Below are 20,142 nucleotides of genomic sequence, written 5' to 3' on the forward strand. Positions count from 1 at the left end.
ATGGGGTCTCTGGTGGGGACAGACCTGACTGACCTGGATAACTTCGCAGCGGGGTTTCCGCACTCGCTATTTGCCCGACACCGTGCGGAGGCCCCGGTCTACTGGCATGAGCCCACCGAACACACCCCGGACGGTGAGGGATTCTGGTCGGTTGCGACATACGCGGAAAGTCTTGCGGTACTCCGTGATCCGGTGACCTACTCATCGGTCACCGGCGGGACGCGGCCGTTCGGCGGAACGCTACTGCAGGACCTGTCGATCGCAGGCCAGGTGCTCAACATGATGGATGACCCACGGCACGCGCAGATCCGGCGACTGGTCAGTTCGGGGCTGACGCCGAGGATGATCGGCCGTATCACCGATGACCTGCGAGCCCGGGCTCGTCGACTGGTCGGCGGGATTCCGGCGGGCGGTACCTTCGATTTCGTGGTCGAGGTGGCCGCGGAACTTCCCATGCAGATGATCTGCATACTATTGGGAGTGCCTGAATCCGAACGGCATTGGCTGTTCGAGGCCATCGAGCCGCAGTTCGATTTCGGCGGTTCACGCAGCGCGACAGTGTCGAGGATCTCGGTGGAGGAAGCCGGATCGCGAATGTACACCTACGGCCAAGAGCTGATCGCGGCCAAACGTGCCGCACCGACCGACGATATGTTGTCCATCGTCGCCAATGCGCTGGCCGACGCGGGTACGGGTGCGCTGATGTCGGATCTGGAGCTCTATCTGTTCTTCAGCCTGCTGTTCAGCGCGGGTGCCGAAACTACGCGCAATGCCGTGGCCGGTGGCCTGCTCGCCTTGGCCGAAAACCCTTCGCAGTGGGCCGCTTTGCGCGCAAACACCGGATTGCTACCGTCGGCGATCGAGGAGATGGTGCGGTGGACGTCACCGTCACCGTCGAAGCGTCGGACCGCCACCCGTTCTGTTTCACTCGGTGAGTGTGAGATAGCCGCCGGCGACAAGGTGCAGATCTGGGAGGGCTCGGCAAACCGCGACGCTGCCGTCTTCGCCGATGCGGACACCTTCGATATCGGCCGAAAGCCCAACCCGCATCTGGGTTTCGGGCAGGGTGTGCACTACTGCCTGGGCGCGAACCTGGCCCGGCTGGAGCTGCGAGTGCTGTTCGAAGAGCTGCTACCGCGCTTCGATTCGGTACGGGTGGTCGACCCCATCGAATGGACCAGGAGTAACCGGCACACCGGGATTCGTCACCTGATGGTCGAACTTGCTTGACGTGAAACCACCGCCGGACGTTTTCGCGGCGGTGATGGCCACGGGCGTCGTGTCGATCGCGGCCGCCGATCACGGGTACCGGTGGATCAGCCTGCTGCTCGCCATTGCGGCCCTCATCGCACTGCCCGTGCTGATGGTGCTCTCGGCTCGATCGGTCGGAAACCTCTTCACCATCTCCGATCCCGACGTCTTGGTGCGACTGTTCAGCTATGTGGCGGCATGCGCCGTGCTCGGCGCCCGGTTCGCGGAGAACCACGTCGCCCTGTGGATCTTCACGGGCATGGCGCTACAGGGCTGGTTGTCACTGGCCCCCGCGGTGGCCACGCGGATGTGGAAGCTCCGATGGATGGGGCTGCGCGACCGCGCCCACGGCGCCTGGGAGCTGGCCAGCGTGGCCACCTCGGGTGTCGCTATCGTGGCCGCTGACCTCCGCATTCTCTTTGTGGCGCTGCTATTCTGGGTGCTGGCCATCGTCGTGTACGGAGTGATGACGGGTCTGATCCTCCTGCGGGCCCTGCACGAGCGGCTGAACCCCGGCGGCTTCGAGCCCGACGGCTGGATCCTGATGGGCGGGCTGGCCATCGCGACGCTGGCCGGCGACCACATCCACCGCGTGTGGGCCTCCGACGTGATCGAGACCATCACCCTGATCACGTGGGCGTTGGCGACGTTGTGGATACCGGTACTGGTGTACTTCGGAATTCGACGGATCAACTCCGGTCCAGGCGCGCTGCAGTTCCGCGGTGTGTGGTGGGCGATGGTGTTCCCGCTGGGCATGTACTCGGCGGCGACGTTTGCGATGTCGCGCGAGACGTCGGTCGCCGCCCTGGCCACGGTGTCCCTGGTGTTCTTCTGGGTGGCGTTCGCTGCGTGGGTCATCGTCGCCTGCGCCGGTCTGTTGCGTCTCTTGCGATTTCGGCCCGCTCCGGGTTCCCGATGAGGTCCTGCCGAACCTGGTCAGCCGGACTTCGTCGCGTCCACCGCGTGGCCGACGCTCAGCCCACTGGTTGCGGGTCGGCCGGGTCGGTCCACGGCGCCATGATCTGGATCATCTCTCGCAGTTCGGCTTCCGTGCCGGTGGTTGGCGGCAGGTAGTACTGGAACTGGCTCGGGGATGTGACGGGAATGTCTCCCTCGATGGTCAGATCGTAGATTCCGAGATCCTTGATGGTGGTGGTCTGGTCGGGACTTGGCGCGTGAAGCCATACGAAGGTGCCGTACTTCGGGTTGGTCAGCGATCGGGCTCCGGCATCCTTGGTTGCCGGGTTGGCCGCCAACTCGAATCGAGCCTGCGAGTATCCCTCGACGACGTTCATGAAACCCGTGTTGATGGGGCTCACGTCGAAGGTGTCCGGTGCAGCAGCGACGAGGTTCCCGAATGGATCGATCAGCGCGACGGCATTCACAGCCAACGGCTGCGCTGACACCAGGTCCTCGAGAAGTCGACGTAGTGCATCGTCAGGACGTCGATAGTCCGCCAACCGCATGGTGAATGCCTGGGGAAATAGGGTCGTCAGTGTCTGGCGAACCGGGGACGAGTTCGGCAGCGTGGCAGGATCGATCATCTTCGACGGGTCCAGATTGGTCGACTTGCGAACGTTTTCCACCACACCGCGACTCTCGATGAATACATCCAGACACCCGGCAGCCGTCGCCTGGGAGACAGGAAGATCCGAATAGATCGGGGCCACGGACCCGGTGTGCGCCCGTTCGTCGGTGATGGCGTAGTAGCCGAACGTCTGCTTGGCCAGGGGCCGGAAACGTTCAGGCAGACCGGTGAACTCGGCATCGAGGGTGTAGTTGACGCCAGCGACGTCGTCAAAGGCGATCACCCCGACATTGAAGCCGGCGGTCATCAGGGAACCGGCGCATTGCGCACACGGATCCAAGGAGGTGACCACCGAGAGCTGTTCGGGGGGCGGCAAGGACAGGCGTCCAGCGTTCGCGTAATACCAACTGACCAACTGACGTTCGCCGTGCGCCGTCGGATCCCAGGTAAACGAGGAGTCCGTTTCGTGAGGCAATTGCCGTATCACGTTGTTGTGCAACGCTTGGATGACCCGCCCGGTGGTGGTTTCGACCAGCAGCCCGCCGACGGCGAACGTGCGTTGCTTTAGTGCGGCCCGCACCATGTCGAGTACCACACCGGCTGCTTGCTCGGCATCGCCGACCTGCGTTGGAAATGGCGGGTCGGTCGCGGGGATGAGATAGGTGACGGGCGGGGTGCCCAGGCGAAGTGTAGTGCCCGCCGGATCCGCGTGCGCGATCGCCGGCGCTACGAATGCCGTGATGGCCCCGAATGCCGTCAAGGACAGGAAATTCCGGCGGTTCAGTGACGCTAGGGCGGAGCCGGAGCCGTTGGGGTGCATGTGGGGTGATTCAATTCGCATGGGCGGTGTCCGTTCTCAGTCGTCGCCCCAAGATCATTGACCTGACACCAGGTGTTTCATCCCGTCTGATGTCGTCGGTTCCGCAACTCGGCGGGGCAGGTCATGCCGGGCTGGGAGTGTGATCGTCAGCGTTGTCAGTTCCGTCAATCCGTCACGCGCCGGAAGAATACAGCGTTCGTCACCGATCTGGCTCGTCGATCGAAGAACTTTCTTCTGCTGTGCGCCAGTAGGATTCGTCCTGAGATATCACGTCACCCTCGGATCTGCAGGGGCGCCAAGTCCCAACGCTTCCGGTTTGTGCCGGATCGGCAATAGGTCACGAATTGCTAGGAAATTTGCTGAGATGTATTCCAGTTCTTGAGTGTTCACTTAGATTCATGATTGCGCTGGGCAAATCGGGCCAGTTCAGAAGGCACCGAGAAGGCAATTTCGGGGAATCGGTTATCGGATGCAGGAAAGTCGCCTGATTTGGCTGTGATCGAACGTCCTGGTGCGGGGCGATCTTCGATGCCCGAGGGTGCCGTCAGTGGGCCAGTGAAATGCGCATTTACGAGCGGGTAAATTTTTCGGACGTCTTCATGCGCCCCGGTCAATTGGTCTTGTATGTTCGGCTCCAGCGCAGTCTATGAGGGGGCTGTCTCAGACGTAAGGAAGACCTGTGGCTCGTTCTGTGCGTGCACGTCATCGCAACGACCAGCGGCGAAATGGCGGTCCGTTACCCGTCGTTCATTGGTTGCAGCTGGGCGCGGTGGCCGTCGGAGTGGGCTTTGCAGTAGCGGCAGCACCGGGCACTGCCTACGCGGATGACGGTGCAACGTCTTCTAGTGCAGATTCGAATCGCAGTACGTCACAGGCATCGAAGTCCAACGACACATCGCCTGGGGTCAAGGCCGGCGGAAAAGCGTCTGCGCATGGGGGACAGCTGATTTCGCATTCCCGCGTGGTTAGGCCCGCTCTGAAGGACACGTCATCGGATAGTACTCCGAAGTCCTCGCCGGCGACGACGACTGTTGACTACGCAACGATCTCCGCTTCGGAGAACTCCAGTGGCGCAGGGACATCCGTGGGTTCCGCCGCCTCGCCGTCGAAGGCGGTCACCACGGCTCGATCTACTGTCGAAAAGTCGATCTTCCTGGCGAACGCGACGACGACCAAGGCGACAGGCACTGCTACGACTTCGGTCGTGTCGTCGGCCACCGCGGCGCCCGATATCTTCGGTCGGCTGTCCGCTTTCCTGGGTCTCCCCGGGGCACCGGCCACCACTGACCCGACCATAGCCGCGATACCACTGTTTACCCGCCTGACCCTTGACGACCTGTTCGGAGGCTCGGTGCCGTCGGGTGTTTCCGATCCGGCGGCGGTGGTCACCGGGCTTTTCCGCCAGGTGCTCCGCACGGATCCCACGGCTGCCGAGTTGCAGACCTATGTGAATCTGTGGAACCTGACCGGGATCAACGGTGTCGTGGCCGGGCTCTACAGTTCCACCGCCTTACGCCAGGAAGAAGTGAACAATTATTACCTCGAGCTCCTGGGTCGGAATGCAACGGCTACTGAGTTAGGTTGGGGTGCAACCGCATTGACGTGGGGTGTGCCGGAACCGTTGTTCACGGCGACCATTGCCGCCACTGATGAGTTCTACCTGCACAGCAGCACCGGTGGCGGGGTGAACGGCGTCGTGGCCTCGGCCACCACGTTCGTACAGTTGATGTATCGATCAATGGTGGGACAGGCAGCGGACGCGAGCGATCTGCAGGCATACGTGCCACAACTGCAGGCTGGTCTACCCACGGGGCTGGTCGCGGTGGGCTTCGTGACCAGTGATGAGTTCAGGTCGGCGAAGATCCAAGAGGTGTATCAGGTCGTCTACGGCCGCACGCCCACCGACGCGGAGCTATCCAGCGCCCTCAAGAACTGGTTCCTCGACGGTGGAGTGTCAGGGATTTCCACCGTGGAGCTTGCCAGCGCCGCCAACGTCGACCGCATCGAGAACGGCGATGTCACCTTGCCGGATATGGTGGCCGTCGCCCAGCTACAGCAGATCCTGCTCGCGGCCTATACCGAGACCCCCGAGGGGTTCGTGAACCTGGTCAACACGCTGCTCAACGTCAGCAAGGACAACCCCTGCACCGCTACCAGCACCACCTGCAACCAGGCGCTCTACAAACTGCTGACCACCGGCGGCGCGGTTCGCGGTATCCCGAACGAAAGCCTTCAGGTCACGGCCATCAGCGTGCCCGTCGCCCAGCTGACCCCCACGCAGAATGAAATCGATCTCAAGAAGTCACTGGAGTTTCCGCTGCAGGACCCCGATCAGCTCGCGACCTATTTTGCCGGCGGCACCATCGTTCCCGGCGGGAATCCTTCAAACGTCATCGTCACCGCGGACAACGGCACTTACATCCTCGACGGACACCACCGGTGGTCGGCGGTGTACCTGATCAATCCGAACGCTCAGATCAGCACGGTTGATACCGGCTACGTTCCCTCGCCGCAGGACGGTCTCAAGGAGGCCCAAGTCGGCGTGGCAGCACAGCTGGGCTATCTCGCGACCTCGACCGGCGGCGGTATCAACGTCTACACCGTGGACCGGGCGGTGTTCGATGAAACGATCGCCGGCTTCATCACCTCGAACCCTAAGCCCGAGAACATCCCCAAGGTCATCAAGGTCTTCACCGATTATCTGGGCCTGAAAGGGCAGACCGACGCGGAGAAGATGACCAGCATTCAAGATTATCTATGGTCGAACGTCCTGCGGATGCGGGCGGACAACCCCTTTATCCCGAATGCCACCAGCCGCGAGGTCATGCCGCAGACGGATCCGCTGCAGCCGACCCTGGCGCAACTGCAGAGTGGATCGTTGAGCTACACCTTCTCGACGATTTCCTACCTGGGCTGATACGCGCGTCAACGACTCACCACTGCCGGGGGGTGCGAATACCGGCGGAGCGCAGTTCGAGGGCGGCCAGCCCGCGGATCGCGATGACGTCTTCACGGCGCCACGCCCCGACCGGGTCGAGGCTGACCGACGCGAGTTTGCGCAGCGGGCGGTTGGCCAGCGCGCGTAGGGCCAGCAGCTGTTCACCAGCCGGAGTCGACGCCAGGGAGATCACCAGCAGCTTGCGTCGCAGGAACCGGATCCGCAGATACAGCCAGGGCATCGCCACCGCCAGAATCGGTGGCGCCGCCACGGCAAATGCCAGGACCCAGGCCAGCCAACTGGCGGTGGTGTCCAGGTTGTGGCCGGCGCCCGCCAGATCCAGCGCGGCCCGACTGGCCGCATCCAGCGGTTTGCTCAGGGTGTCGCCGATCAGGGGAACGTCATCAGTGCTGTTCCCGGCCGACTCCAGATTGTGCGCGATCCCGTTCGCCCCGCTCTCGACCTGCCTGCCGACTTCGGCGATGGTCGCCACCGCGGAATGCACCGCCATCCCGACCAGTACCCAGATGACCGACCACAACACGATGAACAGATCGCTGAAGAGCTGCATCAGCAATCGGCTCGGTGTGGTGGCGTACGGCAGAAACCGCGATCTCATGGCGTCGATCCCAACACGTCGGCCGTCATCGCGCGGCCGATAGGCTGACCCGGTGCGCCCTTCCCTCTCCGAGTACCAGCACCTCGCCAGCGGCAAGGTTCGCGAGCTGTATCGCATCGACGACGACCATCTGCTGTTCGTGGCCTCCGATCGCATCTCGGCCTTCGACTTCATCCTGGACACCGAAATACCCGATAAGGGCCGGATCCTGACGGCGATGAGCGTGTTCTTCTTCGACCTGATCGAGGCACCGAACCACCTGGCCGGCCCACCGGATGACCCGCGCATCCCCGACGAAGTGCTGGGTCGTGCCCTGGTCGTGCAACAGCTGCAGATGCTGCCGGTGGAATGCGTGGCTCGCGGCTATCTCACCGGCTCGGGCCTGATCGACTACCAGAAGACCGGCAAGGTCTGCGGTATCGCGTTGCCGCCGGAGCTCGGTGAGGCCAGTAAGTTCGCCGAACCGCTGTTCACCCCCGCCTCCAAGGCAGAGATCGGCGAACATGACGAGAACATCACCTTCGCCGATGTCATCGAGCTGGTCGGCACCGTGCGTGCCAACCAGCTGCGGGATCGAACGTTGCAGACCTACATCCAGGCCGCGGACCATGCGCTGACCAAGGGGATCATCATCGCCGACACAAAATTCGAGTTCGGGGTTGACGCGGACGGCAACCTGCGCCTGGCAGACGAGGTTTTCACCCCCGACTCGTCGCGGTACTGGCGCGCGGACACCTATCGCCAGGGCGTCGTGCAGCCCAGCTTCGACAAGCAGTTCGTCCGCAACTGGTTGACCAGCCCGGAATCCGGTTGGGACCGTTACGGTTCGGCAGCGCCTCCGCCGTTGCCCGCGGATATCGCCGCCGCCACCAGGGATCGTTATATCGAGGCTTACGAACGTATTTCGGGACTGAGCTTCAGCGACTGGATCGGACCAACCGCATGACCGAGATCGCCCCGCCCCCCGTCGCGAAGCGAGTCGACAGCCGCCGCGAGTTTCACGGCGACGTCTTCAACGACCCGTATGAATGGCTGCGCGATAAGGCTGATCCTGAGGTGCTGGCCTACCTCGAAGCTGAGAACGTCTACACCGATGCGGTCACCGACGCCTTAGAGCCGTTGCGGCAGAAGATATTCGACGAAATCAAAGCGCGCACCAAAGAGACTGATCTCTCGGTGCCGACCCGTCGCGGCGACTACTGGTACTACGGCCGCAGCTTCGAGGGTAAACAGTACGGTCTGCAATGCCGTTGCCCGGTGGGGGATCCGGACGACTGGAGCCCGCCGGTGTTCGACGAGAACACCGACGTTCCCGGTGAGCAGGTGCTGCTGGACGAGAACGTCGAAGCCGACGGCCATGAGTTCTTTGCGCTCGGCGCGGCCAGCATCAGCCTCGACGGCAACGTCCTGGCGTACTCCGTCGATACCAAGGGCGACGAGCGGTACACGTTGTGCTTCAGGGACTTACGCACGGGGGAGAACTATGACGATGTGATCGTCGATATCTCTGCAGGTGTGACGTGGGCGGCCGACAACCAGACCGTCTACTACCTGACAGTCGACGAGGCGTGGCGTCCCGACACTGTCTGGCGTCACCGCCTGGGTGCGGGCCTGCCCGCCGAAAAGGTGTTCCACGAACCCGATGAGAGGTTCTGGTTGGGCGCCGGTCGGACGCGCAGTGATAAGTACGTCATGATCGCGGCGGGTTCGAGTATCACCTCGGAGATGTTCTACGCCGACGCAGCCGATCCCGGCGCGGAGTTCGTCAGCATCCTGCCCCGGCGCGAGGGGGTCGAATACTCCGTCGAACATGCAGTGGTCGGAGGTGAGGACCGATTCCTCATCCTGCACAACGACGGTGCGGTCAACTTCACGCTGACCGAGGCGCCGGTCGCGGACCCGACTCGCCAGCGCACACTGATCCCCGGCAGCGATGACGTCCGGCTCGACGGGGTGGATGCGTTCGGCGGCCATCTGGTAGTGAGCTACCGCAGCGAGGCACTGCCCCGGATCCAGCTCTGGCCGATCACCGCGGCCGGTGAGTACGGCGATGTGCAGGAACTGACATTCGAATCCGAGCTGACCGCTTCGGGTTTGGGTGGCAATCCGAACTGGGCTGCCCCACGACTTCGGATCGCCGCCACCTCGTTCGTCACGCCCGTTCGGGTTTATGACCTGGACCTGGCCACCGGCGAGCGCATCCTGCTGCGTGAGCAGCCCGTCCTCGGCGACTACCGGCCCGAGGATTATGTGGAACGCCGCGACTGGGCCATCGCGCAAGATGGTGTGCGCGTTCCTATTTCGGTCATCTATCGAGCGGATATCGAGTTTCCCGCCCCGGCGCTGCTATACGGCTACGGTGCCTACGAGTCGTGCGAGGACCCACGCTTTTCGATTGCCCGCCTCTCGCTTCTGGACCGCGGCATGGTGTTCGCCATCGCCCACGTGCGCGGCGGCGGCGAGCTGGGTCGGTTGTGGTACGAGCACGGCAAACTGCTCGAAAAGCGCAACACCTTCACCGATTTCAATGACGTCGGACGCCATCTCGTCGAGGAGGGTTTGACTCGACCGCAGAACCTGGTGGCGCTCGGCGGCAGTGCCGGCGGGCTGTTGATGGGTGCGGTGGCGAACCTGGCGCCGGAGCTGTTCGCGGGCATTCTGGCGCAGGTCCCGTTCGTCGATCCGCTGACCACGATCCTGGACCCGTCGTTGCCCCTGACGGTCACCGAATGGGACGAGTGGGGGAACCCGCTGGAAAGTGCCGATGTCTACACCTATATGAAGTCGTACTCGCCGTATGAGAACGTCGAGGCGAAGGAGTATCCGGCGATTCTGGCGATGACATCGCTGAACGACACCAGGGTGCTCTACGTGGAACCGGCGAAATGGGTTGCCGCGCTTCGGCATACCAAGACCGACAACCATCCGGTGCTGTTGAAGACCCAGATGAGTGCCGGCCACGGTGGAATCAGCGGTCGCTACGAGCGCTGGAAGGAAGTGGCGTTCCAGTATGCGTGGCTTTTGGACGCCGCGTCGAAAGGCGACTGACCGCTCGACAGGATCGTCCGGGGACAAGAATCCACCAAGGATCTTTTGAGGGCTGCTGGCCAAGCTTTGCGTATGAAGCTAACCACCATCGGCACCGCCGTCGCGATCGCGCTTTCTGCTGCCACGATTGCCCTCGCTGGTCCTGCCAGCGCCGCGGATGCCATGCACGGAGACCCCGTGGTCGGCGCCGAGAACTGGAGCAAGCAGCACTATGACGACTGCACCCTCATGGCCACCGCGCACCTGATCGGGCATTTCACCGGAGACACCCCGGACGAGGAAGACATCATCGCGGTGGCGGGGAAGACACCCAGCGGCGAGGGGCACGGGCCGATTTACATCAAACCGGCCAACCTTGATGACCCCAACACCGGCGACGGTGCCGCGACCACTGACATGCCAGCGCTGATGGCCAAGTATGGCGTCGATGGCACCTATACCGACGACGACGTGTCCGCGCACAGCGGAATGGCGACCGGGATGGTCGCCCTCGAGCGTTACCTGGACGTCAGCGGCGCTGTCCTGGCGGTCGCGGACGCCGACATCATCTGGGATCAGCCCGGTGAGCACTACGGTCCACACGCCGTGATGGTCACCGGCGTAGACACCTCGGCGGGCATCGTGCACCTCAACGACAGCGGCCCGGAAGACGGTGCCGACGAGCAGGTGCCGATCGATCAGTTCGAGAAGGCCTGGGGCATGTACGACCATCAGCTCGTCGTCGCAGTTGACTAGCTGGCTGCCACCACGGGATCTACGGGCGGTCATCCTCGCTGAGACTGCGCGGCTGGTCGCCGGCTTCGATACCTGTTGGTGTTAGCGTCAGCGCCATGAGCCTGAGCGATATCGCCCTGACCACCATCGACGGCCAGTCCACCTCGCTGGCGGACTACGCCGACCGTGCCGTGCTGATCGTGAACGTGGCGTCGAAATGCGGACTGACCCCGCAGTACACCGCGCTCGAACAGCTCGCCCGCGATTACGGCGACCGCGGGCTGACGGTGATCGGCGTGCCGTGCAACCAGTTCATGGGCCAGGAGCCCGGCGACGCGCAGGAGATCCAGACCTTCTGCTCGACCACCTATGGCGTCACGTTCCCGCTGCTGGCCAAGACCGATGTCAACGGAGCCGGCCGCCACCCGTTGTATGCCGAGCTGACCAAAACCCCGGACGCAGGCGGCGAGGCGGGCGACGTGCAGTGGAACTTCGAGAAGTTCCTGATCGCGCCCGGCGGTACCGTCGTCAACCGGTTCCGGCCGACAACGGTCCCCGATGCCCCTGAGGTCGTTGGCGCCATCGAAGGTGTCCTGCCCGCGTAATCTCGGGCTTAACCTGCGGTCCGAGTGTCAGCAACCGTCTAGAAACCTGCGGTTGCGACACTGAGGCCGTGAACGGGCAACTCATCGTCTCGGTCTCGGGCATCAGCGACAGAACACTCGCCGATGTCGACGAGTTATGCGCCCGCCTTGACGAGCGCGGCGTCGGCGTTTCGCTGCTGGCCGCACCTCGACTCAGAGGTGGTTACCGCCTCGACCGCGACGCCGCCACGGTGGGATGGCTGACCGATCGTCGTGCCGGCGGTGACGCGATCGTGCTGCACGGTTACGACGAGGCCGCCACCAAGCTGCGACGGGGTGAGTTCGCGACCTTGCAGGCACATGAGGCCAACCTGCGGCTGATGGCTGCCGACCGGGTACTCGAACATCTCGGACTGCGCACCCGGCTCTTCGCCGCACCGGGCTGGTCGGTATCGCCTGGGGTAGTCAAGATGTTGCCGCGCAACGGTTTTCGACTCCTCGCCGGACTATCTGAGATCACCGATCTGGTGCGGGACACCAGCGTGCGGGGTCGGGTACTCGGGATCGGTGAAGGATTTCTGACCGAGCCCTGGTGGTGCCGGACGCTGGTGATGTCCGCCGATCGGAGTGCGCGCAGGGGTGGCGTCGTGCGGGTTGCGGTGGCAGCCCGCCAGTTGCGAAACCCGGGGCCGCGCCAGGCGATGCTCGACGCCGTCGACCTGGCGTTGATGCACGGGTGTGTTCCTACCGTGTACCGCTGGTTGCCGGACTCCGCGCTAGAGGACGCCGCGTGAAAGACGCTTGAGTGACACGGCCCGACACCGGCACAGGGTTGGTCGCTAGCGTGTAATGCCATGGACGCCGACGTCATCGTGATCGGGGCCGGACTGGCTGGGCTGGTCGCGGCAAGCGAGCTTGCCGAGCATCCCAAGATGGCAGGTAAGCGGATTCTCGTCGTCGACCAGGAGAACGGTGCCAACCTCGGCGGGCAGGCGTTCTGGTCGTTCGGCGGGCTGTTCTTCGTCGACAGCCCCGAGCAACGCAGGATGGGTATCAAGGACAGCCACGAACTGGCCCTGCAGGACTGGCTCGGTACCGCCGGGTTCGACCGCGAAGAGGACTACTGGCCGCGGAAGTGGGCGCATGCCTACGTCGACTTCGCCGCCGGTGAGAAGCGCAGCTGGTTGCGCGAGCGCGGACTGCAGATCTTCCCGCTCGTGGGCTGGGCCGAACGCGGCGGGTACGACGCCCGCGGTCACGGCAACTCGGTACCGCGGTTTCACCTCACCTGGGGTACCGGCCCGGGCCTGGTGGACGTCTTCGCGCGCCGGGTGAAGAACATTCCGATGGTCCGGTTTGCGCACCGCCATCAGGTCGACGAGCTGATCGTCGAAGGCGGAGCGGTCACCGGGGTGCGCGGCACAGTACTGGAGCCGTCAACGGCGGCCAGGGGAGTGGCATCATCCCGAAATGCCTTGGGCCAGTTCGAATTCAGGTCATCTGCGGTCATCGTCACCAGCGGTGGAATCGGCGGCAACCCCGACCTGGTGCGTAAGAACTGGCCGGCGAGTATGGGGCGCGTGCCCGGTCAGCTGCTGGCCGGGGTCCCCGCCCACGTCGACGGCCGGATGATCGGCATCACCGAATCCGCTGGAGCGCGGGTGATCAACCGCGACCGGATGTGGCACTACACCGAAGGCATCACCAACTACGATCCGATCTGGCCGAATCACGGCATCAGAATCCTGCCCGGACCGTCGTCGCTCTGGCTCGATGCCGCAGGCAGACGGCTGCCGGGCCCGCTGTACCCCGGGTTCGACACCCTCGGGACACTCGAATACATCGCGAAGTCGGGTTACGACTACACCTGGTTCATCCTCAACGCCCGGATCATCGAGAAGGAGTTTGCGTTATCGGGGCAGGAGCAGAATCCGGATCTGACCTCGCGCAGCATCCGCAAGGTGCTGGCCAGGGTCCGCCCCGGTGCCCCACCACCGATACAGGCGTTCGTCGATCGCGGTGTCGACTTCGTCAGCGCAACGACGTTGCGCGAGTTGGTCTCTGCGATGAACGCGTTGCCCGACGTGGCCCCTTTGGATTACGCAGAGGTCGAAGCCGAGGTCACCGCACGCGACCGGGAAGTCGCGAACCGCTTCAGCAAGGACGGCCAGATCACGGCTATCCGCGGGGCGCGGGCGTACCTTCCCGACCGCCTGTCCCGAGTGGTCGCGCCACATCGACTGACCGATCAGAAGGCCGGCCCGATGATCGCCGTCAAACTGCATATTCTGACCCGTAAAACGTTGGGCGGGTTGGAGACTGATCTCGATGCCCGGGTGCTGCGCAGTGACGGAACACCGCTGGCCGGCTTGTACGCGGCGGGCGAGGTCGCCGGTTTCGGCGGTGGCGGAGTACACGGCTACCGGGCGCTGGAGGGCACCTTCCTCGGTGGTTGCATCTTCTCCGGCCGCGCGGCCGGGCGAGGCGCGGCAGCCGATATCAGCTAAACGCTGCGAAAGCGCGATGGGGCATGATGTCGTTCTCGACGACGCCGCCGGCAGCAGGGAGGTTGATCATGCTGCACCGGATCACTCTGCTGGCGATTGCCGCCCCGCGTCGTGTGCTCTTCGTCGTCGGCGTCCTGATGGTGGCCGCCGCCATCTTCGGCCTGCCGGTGACCAACTCCCTGTCCGCCGGAGGGTTTCAGGATCCGTCGGCAGAGTCCTCGCGTGCCGCCCGCCTGCTCACCGAACGGTTTGGCCAAGGCGACGTGCAACTGCTGTTCATGGTGACCGCACCCGACGGGGTCCGCGGCGCCGACGCTCGTGAGGCCGGGTTGGACATCGTCAACCACATCAAAGATGCACCATATGTGGTCGATGTGGTGTCAGCGTGGACGGCGCCGCCGCAGGCGGCCGCTGAGTTGATCAGCGAGGACGGCCAATCGGGGCTGGTCGTCGCGGGGATCACCGGCGGCGAGAAGGACGCACCGCAGCGCGCTCAGGTGATTGCCGATTCCGTGTCGGAGTCGGTTGTGCCGAAACACGCCAAGGTAACGGTGCTCCTGGGCGGGTCGGCGATGGTTTATGCGCAGATCAACTCCCAGACCTCCGCGGATCTCCTGGTCATGGAGATGATCGCGGTTCCGGTCAGCTTCCTGGTGCTCGTGTGGGTGTTCGGTGGCCTGTTGGCCGCCGCCCTGCCCCTGTTGGTGGGTGGTCTGGCGATCGTCGGGTCGATGTCGGTGTTGCGGTTGGTCGCGTTGACCACGGATGTGTCGATCTTCGCGCTGAGCTTGGCCGCGGCCCTTGGTCTCGCGCTCGCCATCGACTACACACTGCTGATCGTCAGTCGCTACCGCGACGAAATCGCGGGCGGCTCCGAACCGGAGCACGCGCTGATTCAGACGATGCAGACCGCGGGCCGCACCGTGGTGTTTTCCGCGACGACTGTGGCGCTGTCGATGTCAGCGATGGTGCTGTTCCCGATGTACTTCTTGAAATCGTTTGCCTACGCAGGCGTCGCGACGGTCGCGGTCTGTGCGCTGGCCGCGCTGGTGGTAACGCCTGCGGCGATGGTGTTGCTCGGGTCGCGTCTGGACGCATTCGACGTCCGCCGCGGGCTGCGGCGTCTGCTGGGCCGCGAGGAACCACAACCCGTCGCGGTGGAGCGACGCTTTTGGTTCCGATGGGCGAAACGGGTGATGGGCCGCCCGGTGGTGATCGGACTGGCCGGATCCGCGGTGTTACTCGTGGCTGGATTGCCGTTCCTAGGCATCAACTGGGGCTTCCCCGATGACCGCGTTCTACCGCAATCGTCGTCGGCCCGTCAGGTCGGCGATGTGATGCGCGACCGATTTTCCGATAACTCGACAACCGCGGTGACCATCGTGATCCCCGACGCCACCGGCCTGGCCCCAGAAGACATCGACACCTACGCGACGCAGTTGTCCAGCGTCGTCGATGTCACATCCGTGAGTGCCTCCACCGGTACCTTCGCCGCCGGGAAACGAATCGGGCCGTCAGGACCAGTCGGGGGGCCTACCGGCGGGTTCACCGATGGCAGCACATTCTTGACCGTCGGCAGCAATGCGCCCCTGTTCTCGGCGGTGTCGGAAACTCAGCTCGATCGTCTCCATGAGATCGCCCCGCCGGGTGGTCGCGCAGTCGAGTTCACCGGCATGGCGCAGATCAACCGCGACAGCGTTGAGGCCATCACCGCACGGCTGCCGCTGGTCCTGGCGATCATCGCGGCCGTCACCTTGGTGCTGCTGTTCCTGCTGACGGGCAGCGTGGTCCTTCCGATCAAGGCGCTCATCCTCAATCTGTTGTCCCTCACCGCGGCGTTCGGCGCGCTGGTCTGGATTTTTCAGGACGGGCACCTGAATGCGCTGGGGACCACCCCGACCGGCACCTTGGTCGCGAATATGCCCGTCCTTCTGTTCTGCATCGCTTTCGGGCTGTCGATGGACTACGAGGTGTTCCTGCTCTCGCGGATCCGGGAGTACTGGCTGGCGAGCCAACGTAGCCGCCGTGACAACGACAAAAGTGTGGCACTGGGGCTGGCCAGCACCGGACGGGTCATCACCGCGGCCGCACTGGTCATGTCGATCTCCTTTGCGGCGCTGATCGCCGCTCAGGTGTCCTTCATGCGGATGTTCGGGGTGGGCTTGACGCTGGCTGTTGCCGTGGACGCCACCTTGGTCCGGATGGTTCTGGTACCGGCGTTCATGCGTGTCCTCGGGCGGTGGAACTGGTGGGCACCGCCGTTCATGACCCGCCTGCACAACCACATCGGCCTCAGCGAGACGCCGCCAAATCGGTAAAAGCCCAGTTCAATGGCGTTCCGAAATTATCTTCTCCGTCAACCCAACCAAACCAGCGCTGACTACGAATGACGTGTGCACGCTTAGGTGCCGCGTGAGCGGATACCCGGGGTGCGCAAGGACTGGCCGGACATGGTGATGGTGATCGAGGAGCGCTGAATTGCGGGACAGCCGAAGTGACGATTACGCGGTGCCGACCGGGTTCGCCTGGCAACGGGGGCAGACCAACGGGGGTGACCACGGCGCGCGGGCCCATGTTTCGTCCAACCACCGCTCGCGGACCCACCGGACCCACACCGGTGGCGCAAGCACTACCGGTTGGCGTGAGGACATTCGCGTGATGGCGCGGGCGCATCTCATCGAATTCGTTTCCCGTCAATGCGACGCCGACCTTCGGAGCGCCAAGGTGGACGCCGCGGGTGAGGTGCTGTCCAGCTTCGTCGACGGCGGCAAGTATGTGCGGTCGACCTTCATGTATCTGGGCTGGCTATCGGGTGCGCAGGAGGATGACGCGGCGTTACGTGCGTCGGCCAGCCTCGAGCTTTTCCACGTTTTCGCCCTCATGCAAGACGACGTGATGGACGAGTCGGCACTACGGCGCGGGCGCCCGTCCGCGCATGTGTCGTTCGGCCGGTGGCACCAGGAGCGCGGTCTGACCGGTTCGCCACACCGCTTCGGCGATTCCGCGGCTGTTCTGCTCGGCGACCTGTGCCTGGTGTGGGCCGCGAAGATGCTGCGCGAGAGTGGCCTTGACGCCGCAGCGCTCGCCCGCGGCTGGCCTCGTTACGACGATATGCGGATCGAGTTGGCCATCGGTCAGTTCGCCGATCTGGTCAACGACTCCAACGCCTTTCCGACGTTCGAGCAGGTGCTCGACGTGTTGCGGCGTAAATCGGGCAACTACACCGTGCGACGGCCGCTGGAGATCGGCGCGGCGATGGCCGGCTGCTCGCCCGAGGTGATCAGCGCGCTCGGCGGGTACGGCGCCGCCATCGGTGAAGCGTTTCAGCTACGTGATGACCTTCTCGGGATAGCTGGTTCGCCAACGGTGACCGGCAAGTCCGCCGACACCGATCTGGCGGCACAGAAAGCGACCAGCGTCGTCGTCGCCGCCCATCACCTGGCCGACGCCGGCCTGCGGCGTCAACTGGAGGAGCTGATGAGCACCAGGGGGCTGGGGCCCGCCGATGCCGACCGGTGGCGAGCATTGATCATCGCCAGCGGCGCCGTGCAATGGATTGAACAGATCATCGATGAACGACTGAGTCGGGCCATAGGTTGCCTTGACTCGGCACCCATTCCCGAAAAGACCCGCGCGGCACTGGAAGACATGGCCGTCGTATGCACCCAGAGAGCCGCCTGATGCGCACAGTCCAAGGTAAAACCGACCACGTCGTTGTCGTCGGCGCCGGCTTGTCCGGTTTGTCAGCGGCGCTCCAGCTGGCCGGTCGCGGTCGCAAGGTCACGGTGGTCGAACGGGGAGAGCACCCCGGCGGCCGGGTGGGGCGGGCCGATATCGCCGGCTACCGCCTCGACACCGGGCCCACGGTGTTGACCATGCCCGACATCATCGATGACGCGTTCGCGGCGGTCGGTGAGTCGTTGGCTGATCGGGTCGAACTTCTACCGGTGCATCCCGCTTACCGAGCGGCGTTCGCCGATGGCTCCGCCCTGCAGGTCCATACCGAACCGACCGCGATGGTCGAGGAGATCGAACGGTTCGCCGGACGTCAGCAGGCGGATGCGTATCTGCAATTGCGCTCGTGGCTGACCAAGCTCTATGACACGGAGTTCAACGGGTTCATCGGGGCGAACTTCGACTCGCCGCTGTCGCTGGTGACTCCGCAACTGGCCCAACTGATTGCATTGGGCGGATTTCGGCGCTGGGAGAACGTGATTCGCCGGTTTATCAAGGATGAGCGGCTACTGCGGGTGTTCACCTTCCAGGCGCTGTATGCGGGCGTGCCGCCGCAGAGCGCGTTGGCGGTATACGCCGTCATCGCCTATATGGATACCGTCGCCGGGGTGTACTTCCCCCGCGGCGGAATGCGGGCGCTGCCCGATGCGATGGCTGCGGCCGCCTCCGATGCCGGGGTCGAATTCATCTATGGGGCAAAGGTATCCGAGCTGGAGTTCAGTGGTTCCCGGGTCACCGGTGTGCGTGTCGAGGCGGGAGATCGGATCAGTGCGGACGCCGTCGTCCTGACCACCGAACTCCCTGACACCTATCGGCTGCTCAAACGCACGCCGCGCCGCCTGCTGAAGTTGCGGCCGGCCCCGTCGGCCGTGGTGGCTCACGTCGGTTGCCGGGCCCTCGGTGACGAAATCGGGCACCACACCATCCTGTTCGGCGACGCCTGGAAGCAGACCTTCCGCGACATCATCTCCGACGGCCGGGTGATGGGCGATCCGTCGCTGCTGGTGACCAGGCCGACAGCGAGCGACCCGACGTTGGCACCGCCGGGCCGGGATCTGCTCTATGTCCTGGCGCCTGCCCCGAATACCGAAGTGGGCAAAATCGATTGGGATGCCACCTCATCTGGTTACGTCGAGCACATGCTGGGTGCGGTCAGGGATCGGTTGCCTCAACTCGGCGATGACGTCGACGTCTTGCAGGTGGTCACCCCCGCCGATTGGGGTCGTCAAGGGATGGCGGCAGGCACCCCGTTCGCCCTGGCCCACACCTTCGGTCAGACCGGGCCGTTCCGGCCGGCCAACACCGTACGCGGCGTCGACAACGTGGTGTTGGCCGGTTCGTCGACCGTGCCGGGTGTGGGTGTGCCGACCGCCGTCATGTCCGGCCGGCTGGCCGCCGACCGGATCACCGGAGTGCCGACTCGACAACCGATTTCGGAGGTGCATCGATGATGATCCGGTCTGAGCTTGACGCTGCCGGCGTCCAAGAACCATCCCTGCGTGAGGCCTATCGGCAATGTCGCCAGATCAACGCCCGCGACGGGAAGACCTTTTTCCTGGCCACCCGTCTCCTGGCGCCACGGCAACGACCGGCCGTGCATGCGTTATACGGGTTCGCCCGTCGTGCAGACGATATCCTCGACGATTTCGATACCGTCCATGACACGCAGTGGCGGTCCCGACAATTGCAGCAGCTGTCCACCCACCTGTTCAACCTGCTGGTCGAAAACCACAGGTGCGACAAGGATCCCACGTTGACAGCGGTCGCGGACACCGCACGCAGGTATGACATCGGCTGGAACCTATTCGACGATTTCCTGACCTCGATGCGGATGGATCTGACGGTCACCGATTACGCCGATCGCGCCGCGCTCGAGCGGTACATGTATGGCTCGGCGGAAGTAATCGGCCTGCAGATGCTGCCGATTCTGGGAACCGTTGGGCCGCGGGAGGACGCCGCTCCCTACGCCGCCGCGTTGGGTAAGGCATTTCAGCTGACGAACTTCATCCGAGATGTCGATGAGGACCTCACTCGCGGGCGGGTCTATCTGCCTGCCGATGAGCTGGCCGCGCACGGCGTCGACCGGGAATTGTTGCAGTGGTGCCACACTGAGCAGCGGACCGACCCCCGGGTGCGACGGGCCCTTGCCGAGCAACACTCGATCGCCCGCGGCGTTTACAGCCAGGCGGAGCACGGGGTCGACTTACTGGCCCCGGCGTCGCGGCCGTGTGTGGCGGCGGCATTGTCGCTGTATGCGCAGATTCTGGATCAAATCGAGCGGAGCGATTTCCAGATCTTCGGTCGACGCGCTGTCGTCGGTAAACCCCGGCGACTCGCTGTCGCCGCTACCGGTATCGTCCGGGCGTGGGCCGCACGGCTGCGCTATGAGAGCAGGTGA

Annotated in this window: 16 protein-coding genes; 13 read left to right on the forward strand and 3 right to left on the reverse strand. The window is 64.2% G+C overall.

The genetic code is table 11. The features are described 5' to 3' along the window. Together ADBZ9O_RS07085 and ADBZ9O_RS07090 are read left to right on the forward strand one after the other, a co-directional pair. Positions 1-1,230, forward strand: coding sequence for a cytochrome P450 (locus ADBZ9O_RS07085; RefSeq protein ID WP_526529711.1), 1,230 nt, complete (start codon positions 1-3; stop codon positions 1,228-1,230). 1 nt (position 1,231) lies between these two features. After that, the gene (locus tag ADBZ9O_RS07090; RefSeq protein ID WP_526529713.1) at positions 1,232-2,170 is read left to right on the forward strand and encodes a tellurite resistance/C4-dicarboxylate transporter family protein; all 939 of its coding nucleotides are present in this window, start codon (positions 1,232-1,234) and stop codon (positions 2,168-2,170) included. A gap of 55 nt (positions 2,171-2,225) precedes the next feature. Here the strand turns inward: ADBZ9O_RS07090 and ADBZ9O_RS07095 are convergent, their stop codons facing one another. Next, positions 2,226-3,539 carry a cytidine/deoxycytidylate deaminase family protein gene (locus tag ADBZ9O_RS07095; protein WP_526529715.1) on the reverse strand — a complete coding sequence of 438 codons (1,314 nt, stop codon included), beginning with the start codon at positions 3,537-3,539 and terminating at the stop codon, positions 2,226-2,228. Between the two features lie 1,095 nt (positions 3,540-4,634). Further along, positions 4,635-4,988, reverse strand: a complete 354-nt coding sequence (locus tag ADBZ9O_RS07100) for a hypothetical protein (RefSeq protein ID WP_526529717.1) — start codon at positions 4,986-4,988, stop codon at positions 4,635-4,637. Between the two features lie 94 nt (positions 4,989-5,082). Here ADBZ9O_RS07100 and ADBZ9O_RS07105 point away from each other — a divergent pair, with 94 nt between their 5' ends. After that, positions 5,083-6,516, forward strand: a complete 1,434-nt coding sequence (locus ADBZ9O_RS07105) for a DUF4214 domain-containing protein (RefSeq protein ID WP_526529719.1) — start codon at positions 5,083-5,085, stop codon at positions 6,514-6,516. 16 nt (positions 6,517-6,532) lie between these two features. Here the strand turns inward: ADBZ9O_RS07105 and ADBZ9O_RS07110 are convergent, their stop codons facing one another. Further along, complete coding sequence (locus ADBZ9O_RS07110) at positions 6,533-7,156, reverse strand: hypothetical protein (protein WP_526529721.1); 624 nt, start codon at positions 7,154-7,156, stop codon at positions 6,533-6,535. A 52-nt stretch (positions 7,157-7,208) separates the two neighbouring features. Here ADBZ9O_RS07110 and ADBZ9O_RS07115 point away from each other — a divergent pair, with 52 nt between their 5' ends. The 10 genes from ADBZ9O_RS07115 (at position 7,209) to ADBZ9O_RS07160 (ending at position 20,142) form a co-directional block, all read left to right on the forward strand. Next, on the forward strand, positions 7,209-8,102 hold the full coding sequence (locus tag ADBZ9O_RS07115) for a phosphoribosylaminoimidazolesuccinocarboxamide synthase (RefSeq protein ID WP_526529723.1): 894 nt from the start codon (positions 7,209-7,211) through the stop codon (positions 8,100-8,102). Beyond that, complete coding sequence (locus ADBZ9O_RS07120; protein ID WP_526529725.1) at positions 8,099-10,204, forward strand: S9 family peptidase; 2,106 nt, start codon at positions 8,099-8,101, stop codon at positions 10,202-10,204. Before ADBZ9O_RS07115 ends, ADBZ9O_RS07120 begins: the two co-directional genes overlap by 4 nt. A 72-nt stretch (positions 10,205-10,276) precedes the next feature. Next, positions 10,277-10,939 carry a cysteine peptidase family C39 domain-containing protein gene (locus tag ADBZ9O_RS07125; RefSeq protein WP_526529727.1) on the forward strand — a complete coding sequence of 221 codons (663 nt, stop codon included), beginning with the start codon at positions 10,277-10,279 and terminating at the stop codon, positions 10,937-10,939. A gap of 95 nt (positions 10,940-11,034) precedes the next feature. Then, positions 11,035-11,523: a glutathione peroxidase gene (locus ADBZ9O_RS07130; RefSeq protein WP_526529729.1), complete on the forward strand. Its 489-nt coding sequence runs from the start codon at positions 11,035-11,037 to the stop codon at positions 11,521-11,523. 68 nt (positions 11,524-11,591) lie between these two features. Beyond that, a complete protein-coding gene (locus ADBZ9O_RS07135; protein ID WP_526529731.1) occupies positions 11,592-12,296 on the forward strand; it encodes a DUF2334 domain-containing protein in 705 nt (234 codons plus the stop codon). Positions 12,297-12,356: 60 nt separating this feature from the next. Beyond that, positions 12,357-14,009: an FAD-binding dehydrogenase gene (locus ADBZ9O_RS07140; protein ID WP_526529733.1), complete on the forward strand. Its 1,653-nt coding sequence runs from the start codon at positions 12,357-12,359 to the stop codon at positions 14,007-14,009. 68 nt (positions 14,010-14,077) lie between these two features. Further along, positions 14,078-16,327, forward strand: a complete 2,250-nt coding sequence (locus ADBZ9O_RS07145) for an MMPL family transporter (RefSeq protein WP_526529735.1) — start codon at positions 14,078-14,080, stop codon at positions 16,325-16,327. 340 nt (positions 16,328-16,667) lie between these two features. Then, the gene (locus tag ADBZ9O_RS07150; protein ID WP_526532923.1) at positions 16,668-17,690 is read left to right on the forward strand and encodes a polyprenyl synthetase family protein; all 1,023 of its coding nucleotides are present in this window, start codon (positions 16,668-16,670) and stop codon (positions 17,688-17,690) included. Next, on the forward strand, positions 17,690-19,195 hold the full coding sequence (crtI, locus tag ADBZ9O_RS07155; protein WP_526529737.1) for a phytoene desaturase family protein: 1,506 nt from the start codon (positions 17,690-17,692) through the stop codon (positions 19,193-19,195). Before ADBZ9O_RS07150 ends, crtI begins: the two co-directional genes overlap by 1 nt. Next, positions 19,195-20,142, forward strand: coding sequence for a phytoene/squalene synthase family protein (locus tag ADBZ9O_RS07160; protein WP_526532925.1), 948 nt, complete (start codon positions 19,195-19,197; stop codon positions 20,140-20,142). The genes crtI and ADBZ9O_RS07160 overlap by 1 nt, the downstream gene beginning before the upstream one ends.

The sequence above is a fragment of the Mycobacterium sp. genome (assembly GCF_965229105.1).
In the GTDB taxonomy this organism is placed as follows: Bacteria; Actinomycetota; Actinomycetes; order Mycobacteriales; family Mycobacteriaceae; genus Mycobacterium.